13 protein-coding genes are annotated in these 16,821 nt (G+C 70.2%); 6 read left to right on the forward strand and 7 right to left on the reverse strand.

What is annotated here, in order from left to right; all coding sequences use genetic code 11:
• Positions 1-65 precede the first annotated feature (65 nt).
• From ACFXOM_RS03075 to nocL, 6 genes are read right to left on the reverse strand one after another with little or no spacing between them, the layout of a single operon-like run.
• Positions 66-2,111, reverse strand: coding sequence for a TOMM precursor leader peptide-binding protein (locus ACFXOM_RS03075; RefSeq protein ID WP_384935259.1), 2,046 nt, complete (start codon positions 2,109-2,111; stop codon positions 66-68).
• The gene (locus tag ACFXOM_RS03080) at positions 2,108-4,237 is read right to left on the reverse strand and encodes a hypothetical protein (protein WP_384935257.1); all 2,130 of its coding nucleotides are present in this window, start codon (positions 4,235-4,237) and stop codon (positions 2,108-2,110) included. The genes ACFXOM_RS03075 and ACFXOM_RS03080 overlap by 4 nt, the downstream gene beginning before the upstream one ends.
• Position 4,238: 1 nt before the next feature.
• Positions 4,239-5,564, reverse strand: a complete 1,326-nt coding sequence (locus ACFXOM_RS03085; protein ID WP_385036807.1) for an AMP-binding protein — start codon at positions 5,562-5,564, stop codon at positions 4,239-4,241.
• Positions 5,534-5,794: a hypothetical protein gene (locus ACFXOM_RS03090; RefSeq protein ID WP_384935252.1), complete on the reverse strand. Its 261-nt coding sequence runs from the start codon at positions 5,792-5,794 to the stop codon at positions 5,534-5,536. Before ACFXOM_RS03090 ends, ACFXOM_RS03085 begins: the two co-directional genes overlap by 31 nt.
• Positions 5,791-6,525 (reverse strand): alpha/beta fold hydrolase, encoded by a 735-nt coding sequence (locus tag ACFXOM_RS03095; protein ID WP_384935249.1) that lies wholly within the window; start codon positions 6,523-6,525, stop codon positions 5,791-5,793. The genes ACFXOM_RS03090 and ACFXOM_RS03095 overlap by 4 nt, the downstream gene beginning before the upstream one ends.
• Before the next feature lie 4 nt (positions 6,526-6,529).
• Complete coding sequence (gene nocL, locus ACFXOM_RS03100) at positions 6,530-7,753, reverse strand: 3-methyl-2-indolic acid synthase (RefSeq protein ID WP_384935247.1); 1,224 nt, start codon at positions 7,751-7,753, stop codon at positions 6,530-6,532.
• A gap of 328 nt (positions 7,754-8,081) precedes the next feature.
• Here nocL and ACFXOM_RS03105 point away from each other — a divergent pair, with 328 nt between their 5' ends.
• The 6 genes from ACFXOM_RS03105 (at position 8,082) to ACFXOM_RS03130 (ending at position 12,764) form a co-directional block, all read left to right on the forward strand.
• On the forward strand, positions 8,082-8,234 hold the full coding sequence (locus ACFXOM_RS03105) for a thiocillin/thiostrepton family thiazolyl peptide (RefSeq protein ID WP_384935244.1): 153 nt from the start codon (positions 8,082-8,084) through the stop codon (positions 8,232-8,234).
• Between the two features lie 131 nt (positions 8,235-8,365).
• Entirely contained in the window at positions 8,366-9,613 is a 1,248-nt protein-coding gene (locus tag ACFXOM_RS03110; protein WP_384935241.1) for a coproporphyrinogen-III oxidase family protein, read from the forward strand.
• On the forward strand, positions 9,610-10,725 hold the full coding sequence (locus tag ACFXOM_RS03115) for a lantibiotic dehydratase C-terminal domain-containing protein (RefSeq protein ID WP_384935239.1): 1,116 nt from the start codon (positions 9,610-9,612) through the stop codon (positions 10,723-10,725). The genes ACFXOM_RS03110 and ACFXOM_RS03115 overlap by 4 nt, the downstream gene beginning before the upstream one ends.
• Before the next feature lie 324 nt (positions 10,726-11,049).
• Positions 11,050-11,493 carry a 50S ribosomal protein L11 gene (gene rplK, locus ACFXOM_RS03120; protein ID WP_384935237.1) on the forward strand — a complete coding sequence of 148 codons (444 nt, stop codon included), beginning with the start codon at positions 11,050-11,052 and terminating at the stop codon, positions 11,491-11,493.
• Positions 11,494-11,522: 29 nt separating this feature from the next.
• Complete coding sequence (locus ACFXOM_RS03125; protein WP_384946095.1) at positions 11,523-11,777, forward strand: hypothetical protein; 255 nt, start codon at positions 11,523-11,525, stop codon at positions 11,775-11,777.
• A 171-nt stretch (positions 11,778-11,948) separates the two neighbouring features.
• The gene (locus ACFXOM_RS03130; RefSeq protein WP_385036809.1) at positions 11,949-12,764 is read left to right on the forward strand and encodes a BTAD domain-containing putative transcriptional regulator; all 816 of its coding nucleotides are present in this window, start codon (positions 11,949-11,951) and stop codon (positions 12,762-12,764) included.
• 131 nt (positions 12,765-12,895) lie between these two features.
• On the opposite strand, the gene ACFXOM_RS03135 is transcribed toward ACFXOM_RS03130, so the two are convergent.
• On the reverse strand, positions 12,896-16,801 hold the full coding sequence (locus ACFXOM_RS03135; protein WP_384935228.1) for a DNA-directed RNA polymerase subunit beta': 3,906 nt from the start codon (positions 16,799-16,801) through the stop codon (positions 12,896-12,898).
• Between the last annotated feature and the right edge of the window lie 20 nt (positions 16,802-16,821).

Genomic DNA, 16,821 nt, shown 5'->3' on the forward strand with positions numbered 1-16,821 from the left:
TGGATGTCCTCTCCCTTCCGGAGCGTGTCGTCTGTCCGCGCCTCGCGGACGGGCCGTCCCCCGCGTCACGGGAACGGGTGTGGGACGGAGCCGATCTCGACCCCGGACGGGAGTCGGCTGGGGTAGGGCACCCCGATCCCCTCGGTCAGCCGTGGCAGCCCTTCGGTGCGGCGGTTGCGGTGGCCGAAGGTCATCGGGACCAGCCCGGGGACCAGGACGCGCACGCAACTGAGCCCGTTGCGGTGGAGCTCCGGCATGGTCTGGTCGACGACCAGCACGTCGAGGTCGCGGTCGAGGATCCCGGACACGGCGGTGTAGAGGTCGGCCCGCAGATCGGGCTCGTCGGAGCGGAGCGTCGTCGGGATCCGGGCGAGCGGCACCCGGACCGGATCCGTGCCGCTGCCTGCGTCGGTGCCGTCGCTTCCGCCTCCGCCTGCGTCGCCCGTGGCCTTGGCCGCGTTCGCGTCGAGCAGGAACGCGAACCGGCTGCGTGCCTCGGGCAGGGCGCCCACGGTGGAGTGGTCCTCCATCCGTCGGATCAGGAACGGGTCCTCCAACATCCGCAGCCCTTCCGGGCGGCGGCGCTCGTAGGCGTCCCTGGTGGCGAGGACGGTGCCGACCAGTTCGTGCAGTCCGCCCGCCACCGCCTGCACGGGATCGGGGTGAGCCCCGCAGCCCGCGAACAGTCGGGGCCCCACGCCGGACCGGTTCTCCGCCGTGAGGACCAGGGCGGGGATGCCGTACTCCATCGTGGCGTTGAAGCTCCGGAAGGCGAAGCCGGTGAACAGGCGGGCCTTGGCGAGGAGGTGATCGAGAGCCGGGTCGGCGCCGGCCAACTCGACCTCGGGGAGCGCCAGCCTGCGGTACCAGGTCAGCAGGAATGCGTCCCGCTCGGCGAGTTCGCGCAGCCCGTGCAGCACCGCCTCCTCGACCGAGTTCCCGAGCGCGCAGCCGTTGGAGGTGTCGTAGAAGAACGCGACCTCGTCGTCGTGGCGGGGCCCCCAGAAGGCGGCCCGCTCGGGCACGAGCACCCGATCGTCGCGGCGGAAGGAGTACGCCCAGACCCAGTCCACCTCCGTGTCCGGATCGAACGGGGAGTACCGAAACCCCTGGCTCCGGTAGCTCTCCTCCGGGTGGGTGCCCAGGGCCGGCGGGTACAGGGCGCGGTCGGCGACGTCCGCGTACCGGGCCCGCACGGGCGGCGCGGCACCACCGCGGTGCAGGCCGGCGTAACGCTCCAGTCCTTCCAGGACGGCGATGGTGCGGCTCGTCCGGTAGTCCGCGGCTCGCCCGATGGCGGGCTCGCGGCGCCCCCAGCGCGCCGGCAACTCCACCGAGCACGCTCCGAACGGGCTCTGCAGGTCTTGCCGGAGTTCCTTGAAGAGCCCGAGGCCGGAGTAGAGGTAGTCACGGCGCACGACCTCCTGATCCAGGCTGCGGGTGCGCAGGACGGTCGACCCGACCTTGGTGAGCGGCACTCCGGGCGGGGTGAGCACCGGCGCCGTGTCCCCCCGCAGGACGCCGCAGTTCGGGCAGGACGAGTCGGGCAGCAGCGTCTGCTGCTCGACGGTGCCGGTGGCAGCGTCCACCACCACGACACCGGTGTCCGTGCCGAGCGGTCCGGCGAGGCAGGCGTGCACGTGGTGCTCGACCAGCCGCAGCACGCCCGGCCCCCACGCCCGGGCCTCGGGCCCGGGGGACCAAGCGCGCGGCGGTTCCGCGGAGTCGTCGCCCTCCAGTCCGGGGCCGAACGGGGAGTTCGCCGTCCTGGTGACCACGCAGTGCGGGCAGCCTGGGGTGCCCGGGACCCACACCGGACCGACGTAGACCAGGGACCGCCAGGTCCCGACGAAGAGCAGCGGGCGGCCCGTCACGAGGCAGTCCACGACCGTGTCCTGGAAGTCACCGAGGCAGTCGAGTTCGGCGACCAACACCGTCGGTGGGACGGCCGCCGCGGAGCCGGGGGGCCTCGCGTCCCGTCCGGCCGTTCGATGGGCGGACCGCAGGACGGGGTGCCGGCTCAGGTGGTCGGCGAGGGCCCCCCGTCCGACGACGTCGGGTGCGGCGGGTGCGGCGGGCCCTCGGGGGGACCGGGCGGCGGCCGGATTCATCCGGTCACCCCCGGTCCCGGAACGGCGACGACGCTGATGCACGCACCGTCGGAAGGGGCGTCCGCACCACCGAGGAAGGGGAGCAGTGCGCTGACGTCCCGCGCCCCCTCCGACGGCTCGATCGCCTTCAGTGCCTCGGTCCACGCGGCCGCGGCGGGCGCGAGGAAGGCGACCGCCGAGCGGGTGCCCGGCTCGGCGTTCCCGCCCGTGGCGCACCGCGCCAGCGCCCGGGCGAGCGCGTGTCCGACCGCACGGTCCGCGTCGTGACCCGCACCGGTCGCGACCGCGCCGTCGGCGGTGCGCACGTGGGCCCGGACGATGCCGCCGGCCAGGCTCTCGACGGACGTCTCGCGCCAGGGCACCCCTTCGGTGGCCAGCGCTCCGGCGAGGAAGCCGATCAGTGGGTCCTCCTCGGGGCGGAGGACCCCGGGTGTGCCGTCGGCCGGGGATCCGGGCGGCGGCGAACCACCCTCCGGGAGAGCGGACGGGGGCGCGGCGGCGGCCGGCTTCCAGTCGAGGGGGCCGGGTGGGACGTCGAGCGCCGCGTTCAACCGGGCGCGGCCATGCGCCTCGGCCGGTGACCAGCCGGCGCCGAACCGGTATCCGGCGAGCTCGGCCGCCGCCGGGTCCCCGGTCCGCAGGGCGACCCGGGCGGCCATCCACTCGACGGCGAACAGCACGGCCTGGTTGCGTGCCTCGCGCGGGGAGAAGGCACGGCAGACGAGACGGAGGTCACGGGGGGCCGAGGCGTCCCCCTCCGGGTCGGCGACACGGCAGGCGCTGGCCGACAGCGGCAGCTGCCCCAGGTCCTCCTCACCGAGGGAGAGCAGCGGGCCGGTGACCGGATCGGTGAGCCGCGCGCTCGCCGCGACGATGCGGTCGGAGACCTCCACCCGGGACGGCGGATCCTCCGGCGCGGGGACGTCCGGCCGTACGGCGTCCTCCGGCACCGACGCCGAGTCGGGCAACAGCGCTGCACCGTGCGGTGCCGGCGTGTGCCGTGGGCACAGCGGGTGCTGGGCGACCACGTGGTTGCGCACCACGGGGGTGAGCGGTTCCACGGTCGTCAGGGGCTTGCGGTCGTAGCGTTCGACGTCGGCCAGTCGGACGAAGGCGTGCTCGGCCAGCCGCAGGGCGCCGACGGCCGCGGGGGCGACCGCGGGCCCGAGCCCTTCGGCACCCCCGACGGCCGCGGCCGCCACCGACCGGTGCACGCACTCCCAGCACCACGGGGTGCGCTGCCCGGGTGCGAGGGCGGCGACGAAGCCGCCGCAGCGGGCCAGGACCCCGACCGTGTGGCCACGGGCCCACAGCGCGTGCTGCGCTTCGGCCAACTCGTCGGCGCATGCGGTGTCGTATGCCAGCAGGACCACGTCGGCACCGCCCACCGCGGAGTGCTCGGCGAGGGCGGCCGGCCCGCCGGGGCCGAGATCGCCGTGGAGGCGCCAACGCGCCCCGGGGTCCTGCGCGGCGGTGTCCCCGAGGACCGGCGCCAGATCGGGATCGCCGTCCGCGACGACGTCGACCTGGGCGATGCCGAAGTCGCGCAGCGCATCGAGCAGCGCGCGCAGGGCCGTGCCGCGTCCCGCGCACAGCACCCGCCGGGTACGGACGCGCTGGAGCCGGGTGACGGGCCGGTCGGCGTGGTGCTCCAGGAAGGCGAGGTGGGTGGCGTAACGGTCGCGCATCCAGCCGGGGACGGGTTCCGCCGGGTGGGAGACCTCCTTGATGAAGCCGTTGCGCAGCAGGGCGTCGACGAGGCTCAGCACGGAGCGGCGGGCCTTTTCGGGGACGTTGCCGTACAGGTCGTGGAGGGTGTGTTCGCCGTCGAGCCCTGCGAACAGGGAGCTGACGAGTTGGTACGCGCCCTCGCCACGGACCGAGAAGGATCCCGTGTCGTTGCCGAGCCAGACTCCGTCCTGCTGACGGACGTAGAAGGCGTCGGCGCGGACGCGGAAGGTGCGGTCGAGTTCCGGGTGGACCGGGCCGGCGCCGGGCGCCGTACCGTCGTCACCGGCGCCCTCGGGGCCGGTGCCGGTCTGCGTCCGGCCGGCGGTGCCGCCGGGCGCCGTACGTGGAGCCGTGTCGGGCGTGCGCGATGCCGTGCCTGGCGTGTCCGATGCCATGTCAGAGCTTTCCGTGCGAGCTGTAGGCGGAGGCGGCCTGCCGTTCCGAGTCGCAGGTGATCCGGCTGGGGCGGTGCCGCTCGGGAAGGGAGGCGCAGTGCTCCCGCACCGTGTTTTCGTCGACGTCGCCGATCACCCGGGCGGCCAGGAACTCCAGTCCGGACGCGGCGCGTTCGACGGTGACGCGCACGTCGCTGACCCCGTCGAGGGCGAGGACGTGGCGCTCGATCTCCCGGGGGTAGACGAGGACGCCGGACAGCTTCTCGCCGCCGTCGACCCGGCCTTCGAGGCACAGGTTCCCGTCGGCGTCGAAGCGTGCGTAGTCGGTGCCGGTCACGTACCCCGCCGAGGTGGCGACCGGATCGGAGCCCGGCCGCCACAGGTGGTGGCCGCACCCCGGCCCGGCGACGGCGAGCACCCCGGTGCCCGACTCGTCGGCGTCCGCGATCCACACGGACTTGCCGGGGACGGGCCGCCCGACGTGCCGGTTGTGACCGGGGTCGTGGTCGAGGGCGATCGCTCCGGTCTCCGCGGTGCCGTAGAGGTTGCTGACCGCGACACCGGTGAAGCGTTCGCGGATCAGTGCGACGCGCGGGGCGCTGAGGTGTCCGCCGCCGAGCAGCAGGGCGACGGAACCCATGTCCGTGGCGGCGTCCTCGGCCAGACACGCGGCGGCGGCCAGGGCGGGCACGCCGAGGGCCACGACCCGCCGCCTGCGGGCGAGTTCGTGGAGCGGGCCCCAGTCCTGCGGCGCGTACACCAGCAGGTCCCGCCGGAAGAAGAGAGCCGGCAGGACCGACATGAAGAAGGCGGCCGAGAAGCCCAGCGGCAGGCAGGTCGCCAGCGCCTCGGGCGGCCCCCCGGGCAGCGCGTCCTGGTACATCGCCGCCTCGCAGTGCAGGGCGATGAGCTCCCACTCGTCCGCGTGACCGAGGGCCACCTTCGGCCGGCCGGAGCTGCCCGAGGTGCAGACGCCGCCCACCGGCCGCTGGTCCTCGGGTGACAGTGCCGGTCCACCGGACATCACCTCGTACAAGGCGGGTGCGAGCTCCCGGTGGTCCACTCCAAGGGCACCGGGATCCGCCCAGAGGAGCGCGGTGCCGGGCACCGTGGCCACCGCGAACAGCGAGGCCAGCGCCTCGGGTCCGGCTCCCGGGTCGACGGCGTACGTGCGTCGGGGGCACACCGACTCCGCACGCCCACGTCCGCGGGCCAGCAGGTCGTCCCAGGTCGCGAAGTCCCGACCCCAGTGGACTCCGGGCTGCGCAGCACCCCGGGCGGTGTCCCGCCGGCCGGTCAGGAAGCGGAGGAACGCCGGGCGGCCCATGTCACCCACCCTTCGACGGTCCTGGGGGCGTCGGGGAGAGCGGGCACCTCGCCGTCGGAGGTGCGCTTGGTGAACCAGGCGGCGACGACGACCTGTTCGAGAGAGTCGAGGGTCCGTTCCGGGTCGTCCTCCTGGAGCAGCGCGCAGAGCCGTGCGCGCAGGTCGTCGGGCTCGCCTGGAACGCCCGCCCCGGGTGGTCGCCGTAGGTCCCGTGGTTGCGGTGCGGTCACTCGCCGTCCTCCTCGCTCGTCTGCCAGAAGGCCTCGACGGCCCTGTTGAACGCTTCCGGTCGGTCATGGCCGACCAGGTGGCCGGCGCCGTCGATCACCCGGCCGCGGACCCGCCCTCCCAGGCCGTCGACACGGTCCACCGCGGCCCGTTCGGCCGACTTCAGCGAGCCGTTGAGGACGAGCACCGGGGGCCGCAGCGCGACCAGGTCCGCCGAGCGCACCAGCACGGTGCGCTCGAAGTCCCGTTCCACGTGCCCGGTGACGGCTGCCAGCGTCTGCTTCCAGCGCGCGGTGTGCAGGCGCTCGTACTCCGCGGCGAGGGCCGGCTGCTCGGCCGCCAGCCGGTCGAAGCCGGCGATGAGGCCCAGGAACGCGTCCCGGTCGGCGTCGGGCGCGAAGCCCGTCAGCACCAGGGAGGACACCAGGTCGGGCCGCTCGGCCGCGCAACGGTGGGCGATCGGCCCACCGAGGTACGACGCGCCGACCAGCCGTCCCGGGCCGAACCGCTCCATGACGGCGACGAGGTGGCGCAGTGCCCCGTCGAAGTAGTCCTCCTGTGCGTCCACCGGGCAGCGCCCGTGGCCGGGCAGGTCCACGGGGAACACCCGGCAGCGGCCGCGCCAGGCGCGGATCTGGTGGCCGAAGTGCGCGTAGCCGGTCCCCAGCAGGCCGTGGACCAGGTAGACCGCGGGGGCGCAGCCGGGCGGGGCGGGCGTGTCGTCCTCGGGCATCGGGTCAGACCGCCGTGGACGTCTCGCCGGCCGAGGGCGGCACGGCTTCTGCCGACTTGCCCGCAGCCGGGTCGACGAAGTGCTCGACGGGGGTCCCGTTGGCCTCGATGCGGCTCAGGATGTGACGGGGCCTGCGCAGGTCGGCGACCAGGAACTGCGAGGAGGACTCGTCGTTGCGGGCCTGGCAGTCGGCACGGTAGGGGGCGACGTCCGGGCTGCCCGGCGAGATCACCCCGGCCAGGCCGAGTGCGACGTCCTGGAAGTCCTGCGGTTCGCGGGTGGTGAGGACGAGTCGCTGCTCGGGGCAGGCGAAGGCGACGGCGGACATCATCCGCAGGTAGTCGTCGTCGTTGACGCGGGTGGTGTCCCGGGACTTCATGGCGGGGCGCATGCGCGGCACGGACAGGTCGACGACGGCCCCGCGGGAGCGCAGGTGCGCACCGTGTGCGACGAGACTGACGATCTCAGCGGGGAGGTCGTCGTGCAGCCCCACCAGCACACCCGGGTTCACGTAGCGGTAGCCGGCGTCCAACCAGCGGTCGAACGAGACGACGCGCCGGTCGAAGTTCGCCTTCGGCACGTCGGCCGAGGTCTTGCCCATGAAGCGACGGTAGGTCTCCCGGTCGTAGCTCTCCTGGAAGACGCACATCGTGACCGGTTCCTCGCGGCCGACCCACTCGCCGAGGACGTCGATCTCGTCCGGCTCCATGCTGCCGATGTTGAAGTAGACCCGCTCGTAGCCCATGTCGAGGGCGGTGCGGATGGCCCAGCCGATGCGGAAGGCCGAGGCGAGGCGGGTGTGCTTGTCCTCGTACTCGCCGGTGAGGAAGCCGACGCCGCGGACACCCTCGTGGTGGTAGAGGATCTCCAGTTGCCCGGTGATCTCCTCGCGACCGGAGAACTTCCTGTCGAGGCGGAGGTTCCCGGCCCGCATCGAGCACATCTTGCACTCGGAGTCGCAGTAGTTCGTGGTGTAGAGGGGCACGAAGGTGTGCAGCCTCGGGCGGCGGGCGGCGCACCGCGCCTCGGCCGCGGCCTTGAGCTCGTCGGTTCCGATCGAGCGGTCTCCCCAGAGAGCGAGGGCGACCGCCTCCCGGGACCAGGCCGGCTCCTGCCCCTCGGGGAGGGCGAGGACCGCGCGGGTGTCGACCTTGGCCGCTTCGCGGCGCACCTCGTCCATGTCGGGGAGCACGTAGTCGCCCGCGACGGCCCCTGCGTTCTGCGTCATCTGAAGATCCCCCTGCAGCTCGCTCGAGAAGAGACGCTGGATTTATATCCGACGAAAAGAAGCGGGAACAAGGAATGGGAAAACGGAAGGATCGCCTTTCTGTTCCTCGTACCACCTGCGCGAATTAACGACCGCTTCGCCGGCCTGCATCACGGGAACAGCAGAGCTTGAGTGACCCTTTAGCGACATCGAAGTATCTCGTCGGCGAGACAACACCGGAAAATTCGACAGAATATCATTGACGCCCCCAAGACACCCCACATAGCCTCCTGGTCGTGCACAAAGGAATGTGCACATAAATTCCTGCGGACCGTGAAAGGAGCCTCCAGTGGACGCTGAGCGCCTGTCCGAGCTGGACGTCGACGCCCTTGAGATCTCCGAGTTCCTGGACGACAGCCGCCTCGAGGACAGCGAGGTCGTGGCCAAGGTCATGTCGGCCTCCTGCACCACCTGTGAGTGCTGCTGCTCCTGCTCCTCCTGACGTACCGCCAGGTCGGGCCAGCGGCACCCCTGAGTGCCCGCCGGTGCCCCGGGGCGCAGCGCCCCCGGGGCACCGGCTCGTGAACGACGTGGAAAACGCGCATCGACGAGTCGGCATGTGAAAGGAATCCGATGCCCAGCCCGGAGACGCACCTCCTGGACAATGCACTGACGGAACTCCCCTCCAGCTCTCCGGAGCGGAACATGCTGATGCTCTACGTGCACATCCCCTTCTGCCATTCGAAGTGCACGTTCTGCGACTGGGTCCAAGCCATTCCCACGAAGGATCTCCTCCGCAAACCGGAGGATTCGGTCCGCCAGAACTACATCGCGGCACTCTGCCGGGAAATAGAGATGCGCGGGGCGGCGCACCGGGCGGCCGGTGACGTGCCGTACGTCGTCTACTGGGGCGGCGGCACGGCCAGCAGCCTCGACGAGCGCGAGGCCACCGCCGTCATGGACGCGCTGCGCTCCTCCTTCGACCTGAGCGGCGTGGCGGAGGCCACCATCGAGTGCAGCCCGGACACGGTGGACGAGGAGAAGCTGACCTTCTTCCGCGGCCTGGGCTTCAACCGCGTCTCCAGCGGAGTGCAGTCCTTCGACGACGCACGGCTGCGGCGTCTCGGCCGTCGCCACACTGCGGCGCAGGCGATCCGAATCGTCCACGCCGCTCGTGCGGCCGGATTCGAGGACGTGTCCATCGACCTCATGTCGGGCTTTCCCGACCAGCAGGCCGACGAACTCGCCAGGACCGTGGACCAGGCGCTGCAACTACCCGTCAACCACATGTCCCTGTACTCGTTCCGACCCACACCCGGCACCTTCATGCGCCGCAAGATGGCGGACACCGAACGCCGGAACTACCTCCGCCGGCAGCAGGTTCTGTTCACGCGGGCCCGGCGGGCCATCCACGACTCCGGTCTGGCCGAGTACGCCAACGGCTACTTCGGGAAGGTGTCCCCGTTCGCAGCCATGTACTTCCAACTGCGGGCGGACACCGTCGGACTCGGCTCCGGCGCCATCTCCCTGGTCAACCAGCAGTTCCAGTCCCACATGAAGGGCCTGTTGCACGCCTACGTCGCGGACCCGCTCGGCTTCGACATCGACGTCCCCGCGGGCCAGGACAGGGTGCTGGTCTCCCTGCTGCAGGCCGGGCTCGCCATGTTCGACGGCGTGCCGAGGAAGGACTGGGCCTACCGCACGGGCACGGACCTGACCGACGTCCTGGCCCGACCCGCCATCGCGCCGCTCGCGGACTTCCTGCGCGGACGCGGGCTGGTCGAGGACGAGCACGGCATCCGGCTGCCCCGCGACAAGGCAGGACTCACCCTGATCGAGCTGGCCTTCGAGATGGCCATGTCCCAGCCGGAGCTCGTATGACGGCCACCGGCACCGCGCCGGACGACGATCGGAACACGGCCACCGGCACCGCAGTCGCCCGCTCCGGCCGGGAGTGGTTGGAGGTCGCGCTGTCCGCGCCGCCGAAGGCGCTGCCCGACCTGCTGCGCTCGGTCGTCCGGCCGCTGCTCGCCGGGCCACCGTCCGGTGCCGCACCGCCGCATGCGTTCTTCCTCCGCGGGACGGGTCCTGCCCAGCCGCTGCTCTCGGTGCAGATCGCGCAGGAACCGCCCCGCAGCGTGTGGGGAACGGAGTGCACCGAGCGCGCGACGCGGCTGGCCGCGCACCTGGACGGGGTGGAGGTCACCACGGGGCCGGCGCGGCTGGTCCCGCTGGCCGGCTCGGCCTTCGGGGGCAGGGCCCTGGCACCCGTCACCCGCGACTTCCTGGCCGAAGCGTCCCCCGCGGTGCTGTCACTGGTGACGGCCGGCGAGCGGGGCCGGCCCGCCCTCCTGGCCTCCGCGGCCCACCTCATGGCCGCGCATCTGCGCGGAGCGACGGCCGCCGGGGCGCCGACCGCGCAGGACTACGAGGAGGGCAGGGAGGGCGTTCCGCTCGGTTTCCTCAGCTACCGCTCGCACGCGGAGGCGTTCGTGGCGAGCAGCCGGGACCCGGAGGGGGCCCGGAAGGCGCTGGACGCCCAGTACGCGCGCGTCGCACCGGATCTGGAACGGACCGTCGCCGCGGTGCTGGCCCAGTGCGAGGGGCGCGGGCCGCTGGTCTCCCGGCCCGCACGGGACTGGTACGAGGCAGTCCGTGCGGCGAAGCCGGTGGCGACCGGTCTCTTCGCGACGGGCACGGACCTGGTGCTGACCGAGGAGCCTGCGGAGACGGACGTTCATGCATTGGACGGGAGCACGTTCCACAGGATCGTCAGCGCCTCGGACGGACTGCGCGACTTCCTCGACCGGGAACCCTCTTTCCTCTCGACCCGGCTGCTGACCAGCCTCCTTTACGCCTGTCTGCATAGTGCTGGAATCAGCCTGGCGGAGCGGTACTTCCTGTGCTATTCGGTCAGTCGCGCGTGTGAGGCCATTTTCCGCACGGATGCACTGGCGGTCCTTTCCACACTCGCCGACGCCCAACGCTTTTGAGCCAGAAAACCCACATGCCCGCATACGGTGCGAGAGCACGGACATCGCACGGGAGTGCGCGTTCCGGCGACGGCCGCACCAGGATTCCCCAAAAGGATCTTTTCCGGTGGCCTAATGAACCCGCTCCTAGCTGCGGGATTCGCTCCGGGCCGACCCGAGCACACTTCCCATGGATGTGGAATTCCACCATCCATTTCATGTCACGAGCAGGTGGCCACTTATCCCTACACATGAATACAAGATCAATTCACTTGGGGTACTCTCGGCGGCTGCAATCATGAACCAGAAGGCGAAATCTTTTCGCAGTTGGGGGGATAGTTGCCCGTGTCGGAGCAGGTAAAAAAGAAGAAGAGCAAAGTCGCCGGCGTGGTGCGAATCAGCCAGGAAGGAGGTAACGCGAACGTCGCCAAGGTCGGACAGGTCCTCGGCTCCTACGGCGTGAACATCGTCGGCGTCATGAAGGAGTTCAACGAAGGCTCCGCGGCGCACCGCGGCCTCCTCGTCTCGGCGGACATCACGATCTACGAAGACCGCTCCTTCGAGGTCGCCGTCAAGACCCCGGCCACGGCGAGCCTGCTACTCCAGGCGGCAGGCGTGCAGAAGGGCAGCGCGCGCCCGCACGCGGAGACGGCCGGGACGGTGACCAAGGCGCAACTGCGCGAGATCGCCTCCATCAAGATGCCCGACCTCAATGCGGAATCCGTCGAGCAGGCCGAGAAGATCGTCGGGGGCACGGCCAGGTCGATGGGCATAAAGATCGTTGACTGATCCTCTCCGCAGCAAGGCAATGGAGTGACATGAGCGCTGAGAGCCGAAGCGAGCGCAATGTCCGCGCCACGCAACTGGCGGGCGCCGCGGTCGCGCATTTCCTCGCGAACGACGAGGAGTCACTGAAGGACTGCCTCCGGCAGATCCCCGATCCACCAGGAGCGCTCGTCGGCATGCTGCGATTCGCCGCCCTGGCGGTGACCGCGGCGGCTGAGGATTCCGAGGCGGGCCACATCGAGGTGGCGCAGCAGCTCGTCCTCAGGGTCGCTGATCTGGAGGCGTAGCCGCCGGAACGGCGTTGTGCGGCACGAGGATCTCCCGTGCCCACAACGCCGTTCGGCATCCGGCACCCGTTCCATCTCTCTGATTCCCGGGGAGCGTGATGTCCAGACTGGGGAGCGCGATGCACACCGCCTTGGGCGGCATCCGCTCGTGCGCCGCAACGGGGGAATTCCATGGAGGTCGATGTACTGGGGCCGCTGTCGGTCTCGCAGGAATCAGCTTCGATCGTTCCGACCGCTTCCAAGCCCCGCACCGTGCTGGCTCTGCTCGCCGTACGGGCAAATCGTTTCGTCGCTTTGTCGTCCCTCATGGACGAGTTGTGGATCGCCGAGAAACCGCCCAGCGCCAGGACCGCGATGCAGAGCTACATCCTGCACCTGCGCAAGAAGATCGCCGCAGGCTCGAAAAGGCGTCCTGACGGCTCGGTGCCCGAGGCGAAGGACGTCCTGGTGACCATGCCAGGGGGCTATCTGCTCAAGGCAGCGGACGACCACGTGGTCCTCGACAACTTCGAACTCCTGGCGGCAGCAGGCCACCGGGCCAGAGAACAGGGCGACTTCCAGGCCGCATCGGAGAACTTCGCCAGAGCCCTCGGCCTCTGCCGCGGGCGCACCCTCGCGGACGTCCAGGTCGGCCCCCACCTCCGGATGGAGGTCGAGCGCATCGAAGAGGCCCGCCTCAACGTCCTGGACCGCAGAATCGAGTCCGATCTGCGGCTGGGCCGCCATCACGAACTCCTGAGCGAACTGCGGAGCATCATCGCCGCCCATCCGACCCACGAAGGGCTGTGCGCCCACCTGATGCTCGCGCTCTACCGCTCCGGCCGACGCTCCGAAGCCCTGGAGGTCTACCAGCGCATGCGGGCCACCTTGGTGAGCGAACTGGGACTTGAGCCGTCCCCTGCCCTACGGCGGCTCCAGCGCTCGATGCTCATCTCCGACCACGGCCTCAGCGAGCTCAACGTGACCTGGGACGTCTCCACCTTCTAGACGGGACTTCACGGGAACTCAGAGCCGGGACGAGGCTCCGCGGCGTAGGGGCGCGCCGCTCCCCGGCCGCACGGGAAGACGCCGGAGGGCGGCCACCCCCACGGGGTAGCCGCCCTCCCTACGCTGTCGCCTTACTGGTTGTACGGACCGTAGTCGTAGTCCTCCAGCGGAACGGCCTGGCCGGAGCCGGTGCCGAACGGCGAGTAGTCGATGTCGTCGTAGCCCACGGCCGAGTACATCGCGGCCTTGGCCTCCTCGGTCGGCTCGACCCGGATGTTGCGGTAGCGGGACAGACCCGTACCGGCCGGGATGAGCTTACCGATGATGACGTTCTCCTTGAGGCCGATCAGGGAGTCCGACTTGGCGTTGATCGCCGCGTCGGTCAGAACCCTGGTCGTCTCCTGGAAGGACGCCGCCGACAGCCACGACTCGGTGGCGAGCGAGGCCTTGGTGATACCCATCAGCTGCGGGCGGCCGGAGGCGGGGTGACCGCCCTCGGTGACCACACGACGGTTCTCGGTCTCGAACTTCGAGCGCTCGACGAGCTCGCCCGGCAGCAACTCCGCGTCGCCGGACTCGATGATCGTCACCCGGCGCAGCATCTGCCGGATGATGATCTCGATGTGCTTGTCGTGGATCGACACGCCCTGCGAGTTGTAGACCTTCTGGACCTCGCCGACCAGGTGGACCTGGACGGCCCGCTGGCCGAGGATGCGCAGCACGTCGTGCGGGTTGGTCGCACCGAAGGTGAGCTTCTGGCCCACCTCGACGTGGTCGCCCTCGTGCACCAGGACCTTGGCGCGCTTCGAGATCGGGTAGGCCGTCTCGTCGCTGCCGTCGTCCGGGGTGACGACGATCTTCTTGGTCTTCTCGGTCTCCTCGATCCGAACGCGGCCCGCGGCCTCGGAGATCGGGGCGACACCCTTCGGCGTGCGCGCCTCGAAGAGCTCGACGACACGCGGCAGACCCTGGGTGATGTCGTCACCGGCCACACCACCGGTGTGGAAGGTACGCATCGTCAGCTGGGTACCGGGCTCACCGATCGACTGGGCGGCGATGATGCCGACCGCCTCACCGATGTCGACCAGCTTGCCGGTGGCGAGCGAACGGCCGTAGCAGTACGCACAGGTACCGACCGCGGACTCACAGGTCAGGACCGAGCGGGTCTTGACCTCTTCGACACCGGCCGCCACCAGGGCGTCGATGAGCACGTCACCGAGGTCGACGTTAGCAGGCGCGATGACCTTGCCGTCCACGACGACGTCCTCGGCGAGCATCCGCGCGTACACCGACGTCTCGACGTCGTCCGCCTTGCGCAGCGTGCCGTCGGCACCCCGCTCGGCGATCCGCAGCTTCAGACCGCGGTCGGTGGTGCAGTCCTCCTCGCGGATGATGACGTCCTGCGAGACGTCCACCAGACGACGGGTCAGGTAACCCGAGTCGGCGGTACGCAGAGCGGTGTCGGCGAGACCCTTACGGGCACCGTGCGTGGAGATGAAGTACTCCAGCACGGACAGACCCTCGCGGAAGGACGCCTTGATCGGACGCGGAATGGTCTCGTTCTTGGCGTTCGACACCAGACCACGCATACCCGCGATCTGACGCATCTGCATCATGTTTCCGCGAGCACCCGAGTTGACCATCATGAAGATGGGGTTGGTCTTCGGGAAGTTGTCGTTCATCGCCTCGGCGACCTTGTTGGTCGCCTCGGTCCAGATCTGGATGAGCTCCTGCGTGCGCTCGTCCTTGGTGATCAGACCGCGCTCGTACTGCTTCTGGACCTTCTCGTCCTTGGCCTCGTACGACGCGACGATCTCCTTCTTCGCCGCGGGCACGACGACGTCGGAGATGGCGACGGTGACACCGGAGCGGGTCGCCCAGTAGAAGCCGGCAGCCTTCAGGTTGTCGAGCGTCGCCGCCACGATGACCTTCGGGTAGCGCTCGGCGAGGTCGTTGACGATCTCGGAGAGCTGCTTCTTGCCGACCGAGTAGTCGACGAACGGGTAGTCCTCGGGCAGCAGCTCGTTGAAGAGCGCCCGGCCCAGGGTGGTCTTCAGCCGGAAGCTGTCGCCCTGCTGCCACGCGACGGACTCGTCGCCCTCCTCCGCGACCGGCGGGGTCCAGCCGCGCGGCGGGACGGTACCGATCGGGAAGCGGATGTCGACCTTCGCCTGGAGCGAGAGCTCCCGGGCGTCGAAGGCCATGATCGCCTCGGCGGTGGAGTTGAACGAACGACCCTCGCCGCGGACCTCGCGCTCCTCCTCGTCCGTGGTGAGGAAGAACAGGCCCAGCACCATGTCCTGGGTCGGCATGGTCACCGGACGGCCGTCGGCCGGCTTGAGGATGTTGTTCGAGGACAGCATCAGGATGCGGGCCTCAGCCTGCGCCTCCGCGGACAGCGGCAGGTGCACGGCCATCTGGTCACCGTCGAAGTCCGCGTTGAACGCGGTGCAGACGAGCGGGTGGATCTGGATGGCCTTGCCCTCGACCAGCTGCGGCTCGAAGGCCTGGATGCCGAGGCGGTGCAGCGTGGGCGCACGGTTCAGCAGCACCGGGTGCTCGGCGATGACCTCTTCGAGGACGTCATACACGACGGTGCGGCCGCGCTCGACCATGCGCTTGGCCGACTTGATGTTCTGCGCGTGGTTCAGGTCGACCAGGCGCTTCATCACGAACGGCTTGAAGAGCTCCAGCGCCATGGCCTTGGGCAGACCGCACTGGTGCAGCTTCAGCTGCGGGCCGACGACGATCACGGAACGCGCCGAGTAGTCGACTCGCTTGCCGAGCAGGTTCTGCCGGAAGCGACCCTGCTTGCCCTTCAGCATGTCGCTGAGGGACTTCAGCGGGCGGTTACCGGGACCGGTGACCGGACGGCCGCGGCGACCGTTGTCGAACAGCGCGTCGACGGCCTCCTGGAGCATCCGCTTCTCGTTGTTCACGATGATCTCGGGGGCACCGAGGTCGAGCAGACGCTTCAGACGGTTGTTCCGGTTGATGACCCGGCGGTACAGGTCGTTCAGGTCGGAGGTCGCGAAGCGGCCACCGTCCAGCTGCACCATCGGACGCAGGTCCGGCGGGATCACCGGGACGCAGTCCAGCACCATGCCCCTGGGGCTGTTGCTGGTCTGCAGGAAGGCGGAGACGACCTTGAGGCGCTTGAGCGCACGGGTCTTCTTCTGGCCCTTGCCGGTGCGGATGATCTCGCGGAGGCGCTCGGCCTCCTCGTCCAGGTCGAAGGACTCCAGGCGCTTCTGCAGCGCCGCGGCGCCCATCGAGCCGTCGAAGTACGTGCCGAAGCGGTCGCGCAGCTCGCGGTAGAGCAGCTCGTCGCCCTCCAGGTCCTGGACCTTGAGGTTCTTGAAGCGGCTCCACACCTCGTCGAGACGGTCGATCTCGCGCTGGGCACGGTCGCGCAGCTGCTTCATCTCCCGCTCGGCGCCTTCGCGCACCTTGCGGCGCACGTCTGCCTTGGCACCCTCGGCCTCGAGCTCGGCCAGGTCGGTCTCGAGCTTCTTGGCGCGGGCCTCCAGGTCGGCGTCGCGACGGTTCTCGATCTGCTGGCGCTCGACGGAGACGTGGGCCTCCAGCGAGGGCAGGTCGCGGGTGCGGCGCTCCTCGTCCACGTACGTGATCATGTACGCAGCGAAGTAGATGACCTTCTCCAGGTCCTTCGGGGCGAGGTCGAGCAGGTAACCCAGCCGCGACGGAACACCCTTGAAGTACCAGATGTGGGTCACGGGGGCGGCAAGCTCGATGTGGCCCATCCGCTCGCGGCGCACCTTGGCACGGGTGACCTCGACGCCGCACCGCTCACAGATGATGCCCTTGAAGCGGACGCGCTTGTACTTGCCGCAGTAGCACTCCCAGTCCCGGGTAGGACCGAAGATCTTCTCGCAGAAGAGTCCGTCCTTCTCGGGCTTCAGGGTGCGGTAGTTGATGGTCTCGGGCTTCTTGACCTCGCCGTGGGACCACTGACGGATGTCGTCAGCAGTGGCCAGGCCGATCCGCAGCTCGTCGAAGAAGTTGACGTCGAGCACTATGCGTCAATCCCTCTCAG

Source organism: Streptomyces sp. NPDC059169, assembly GCF_042755225.1.
Lineage (GTDB): Bacteria > Actinomycetota > Actinomycetes > Streptomycetales > Streptomycetaceae > Streptomyces.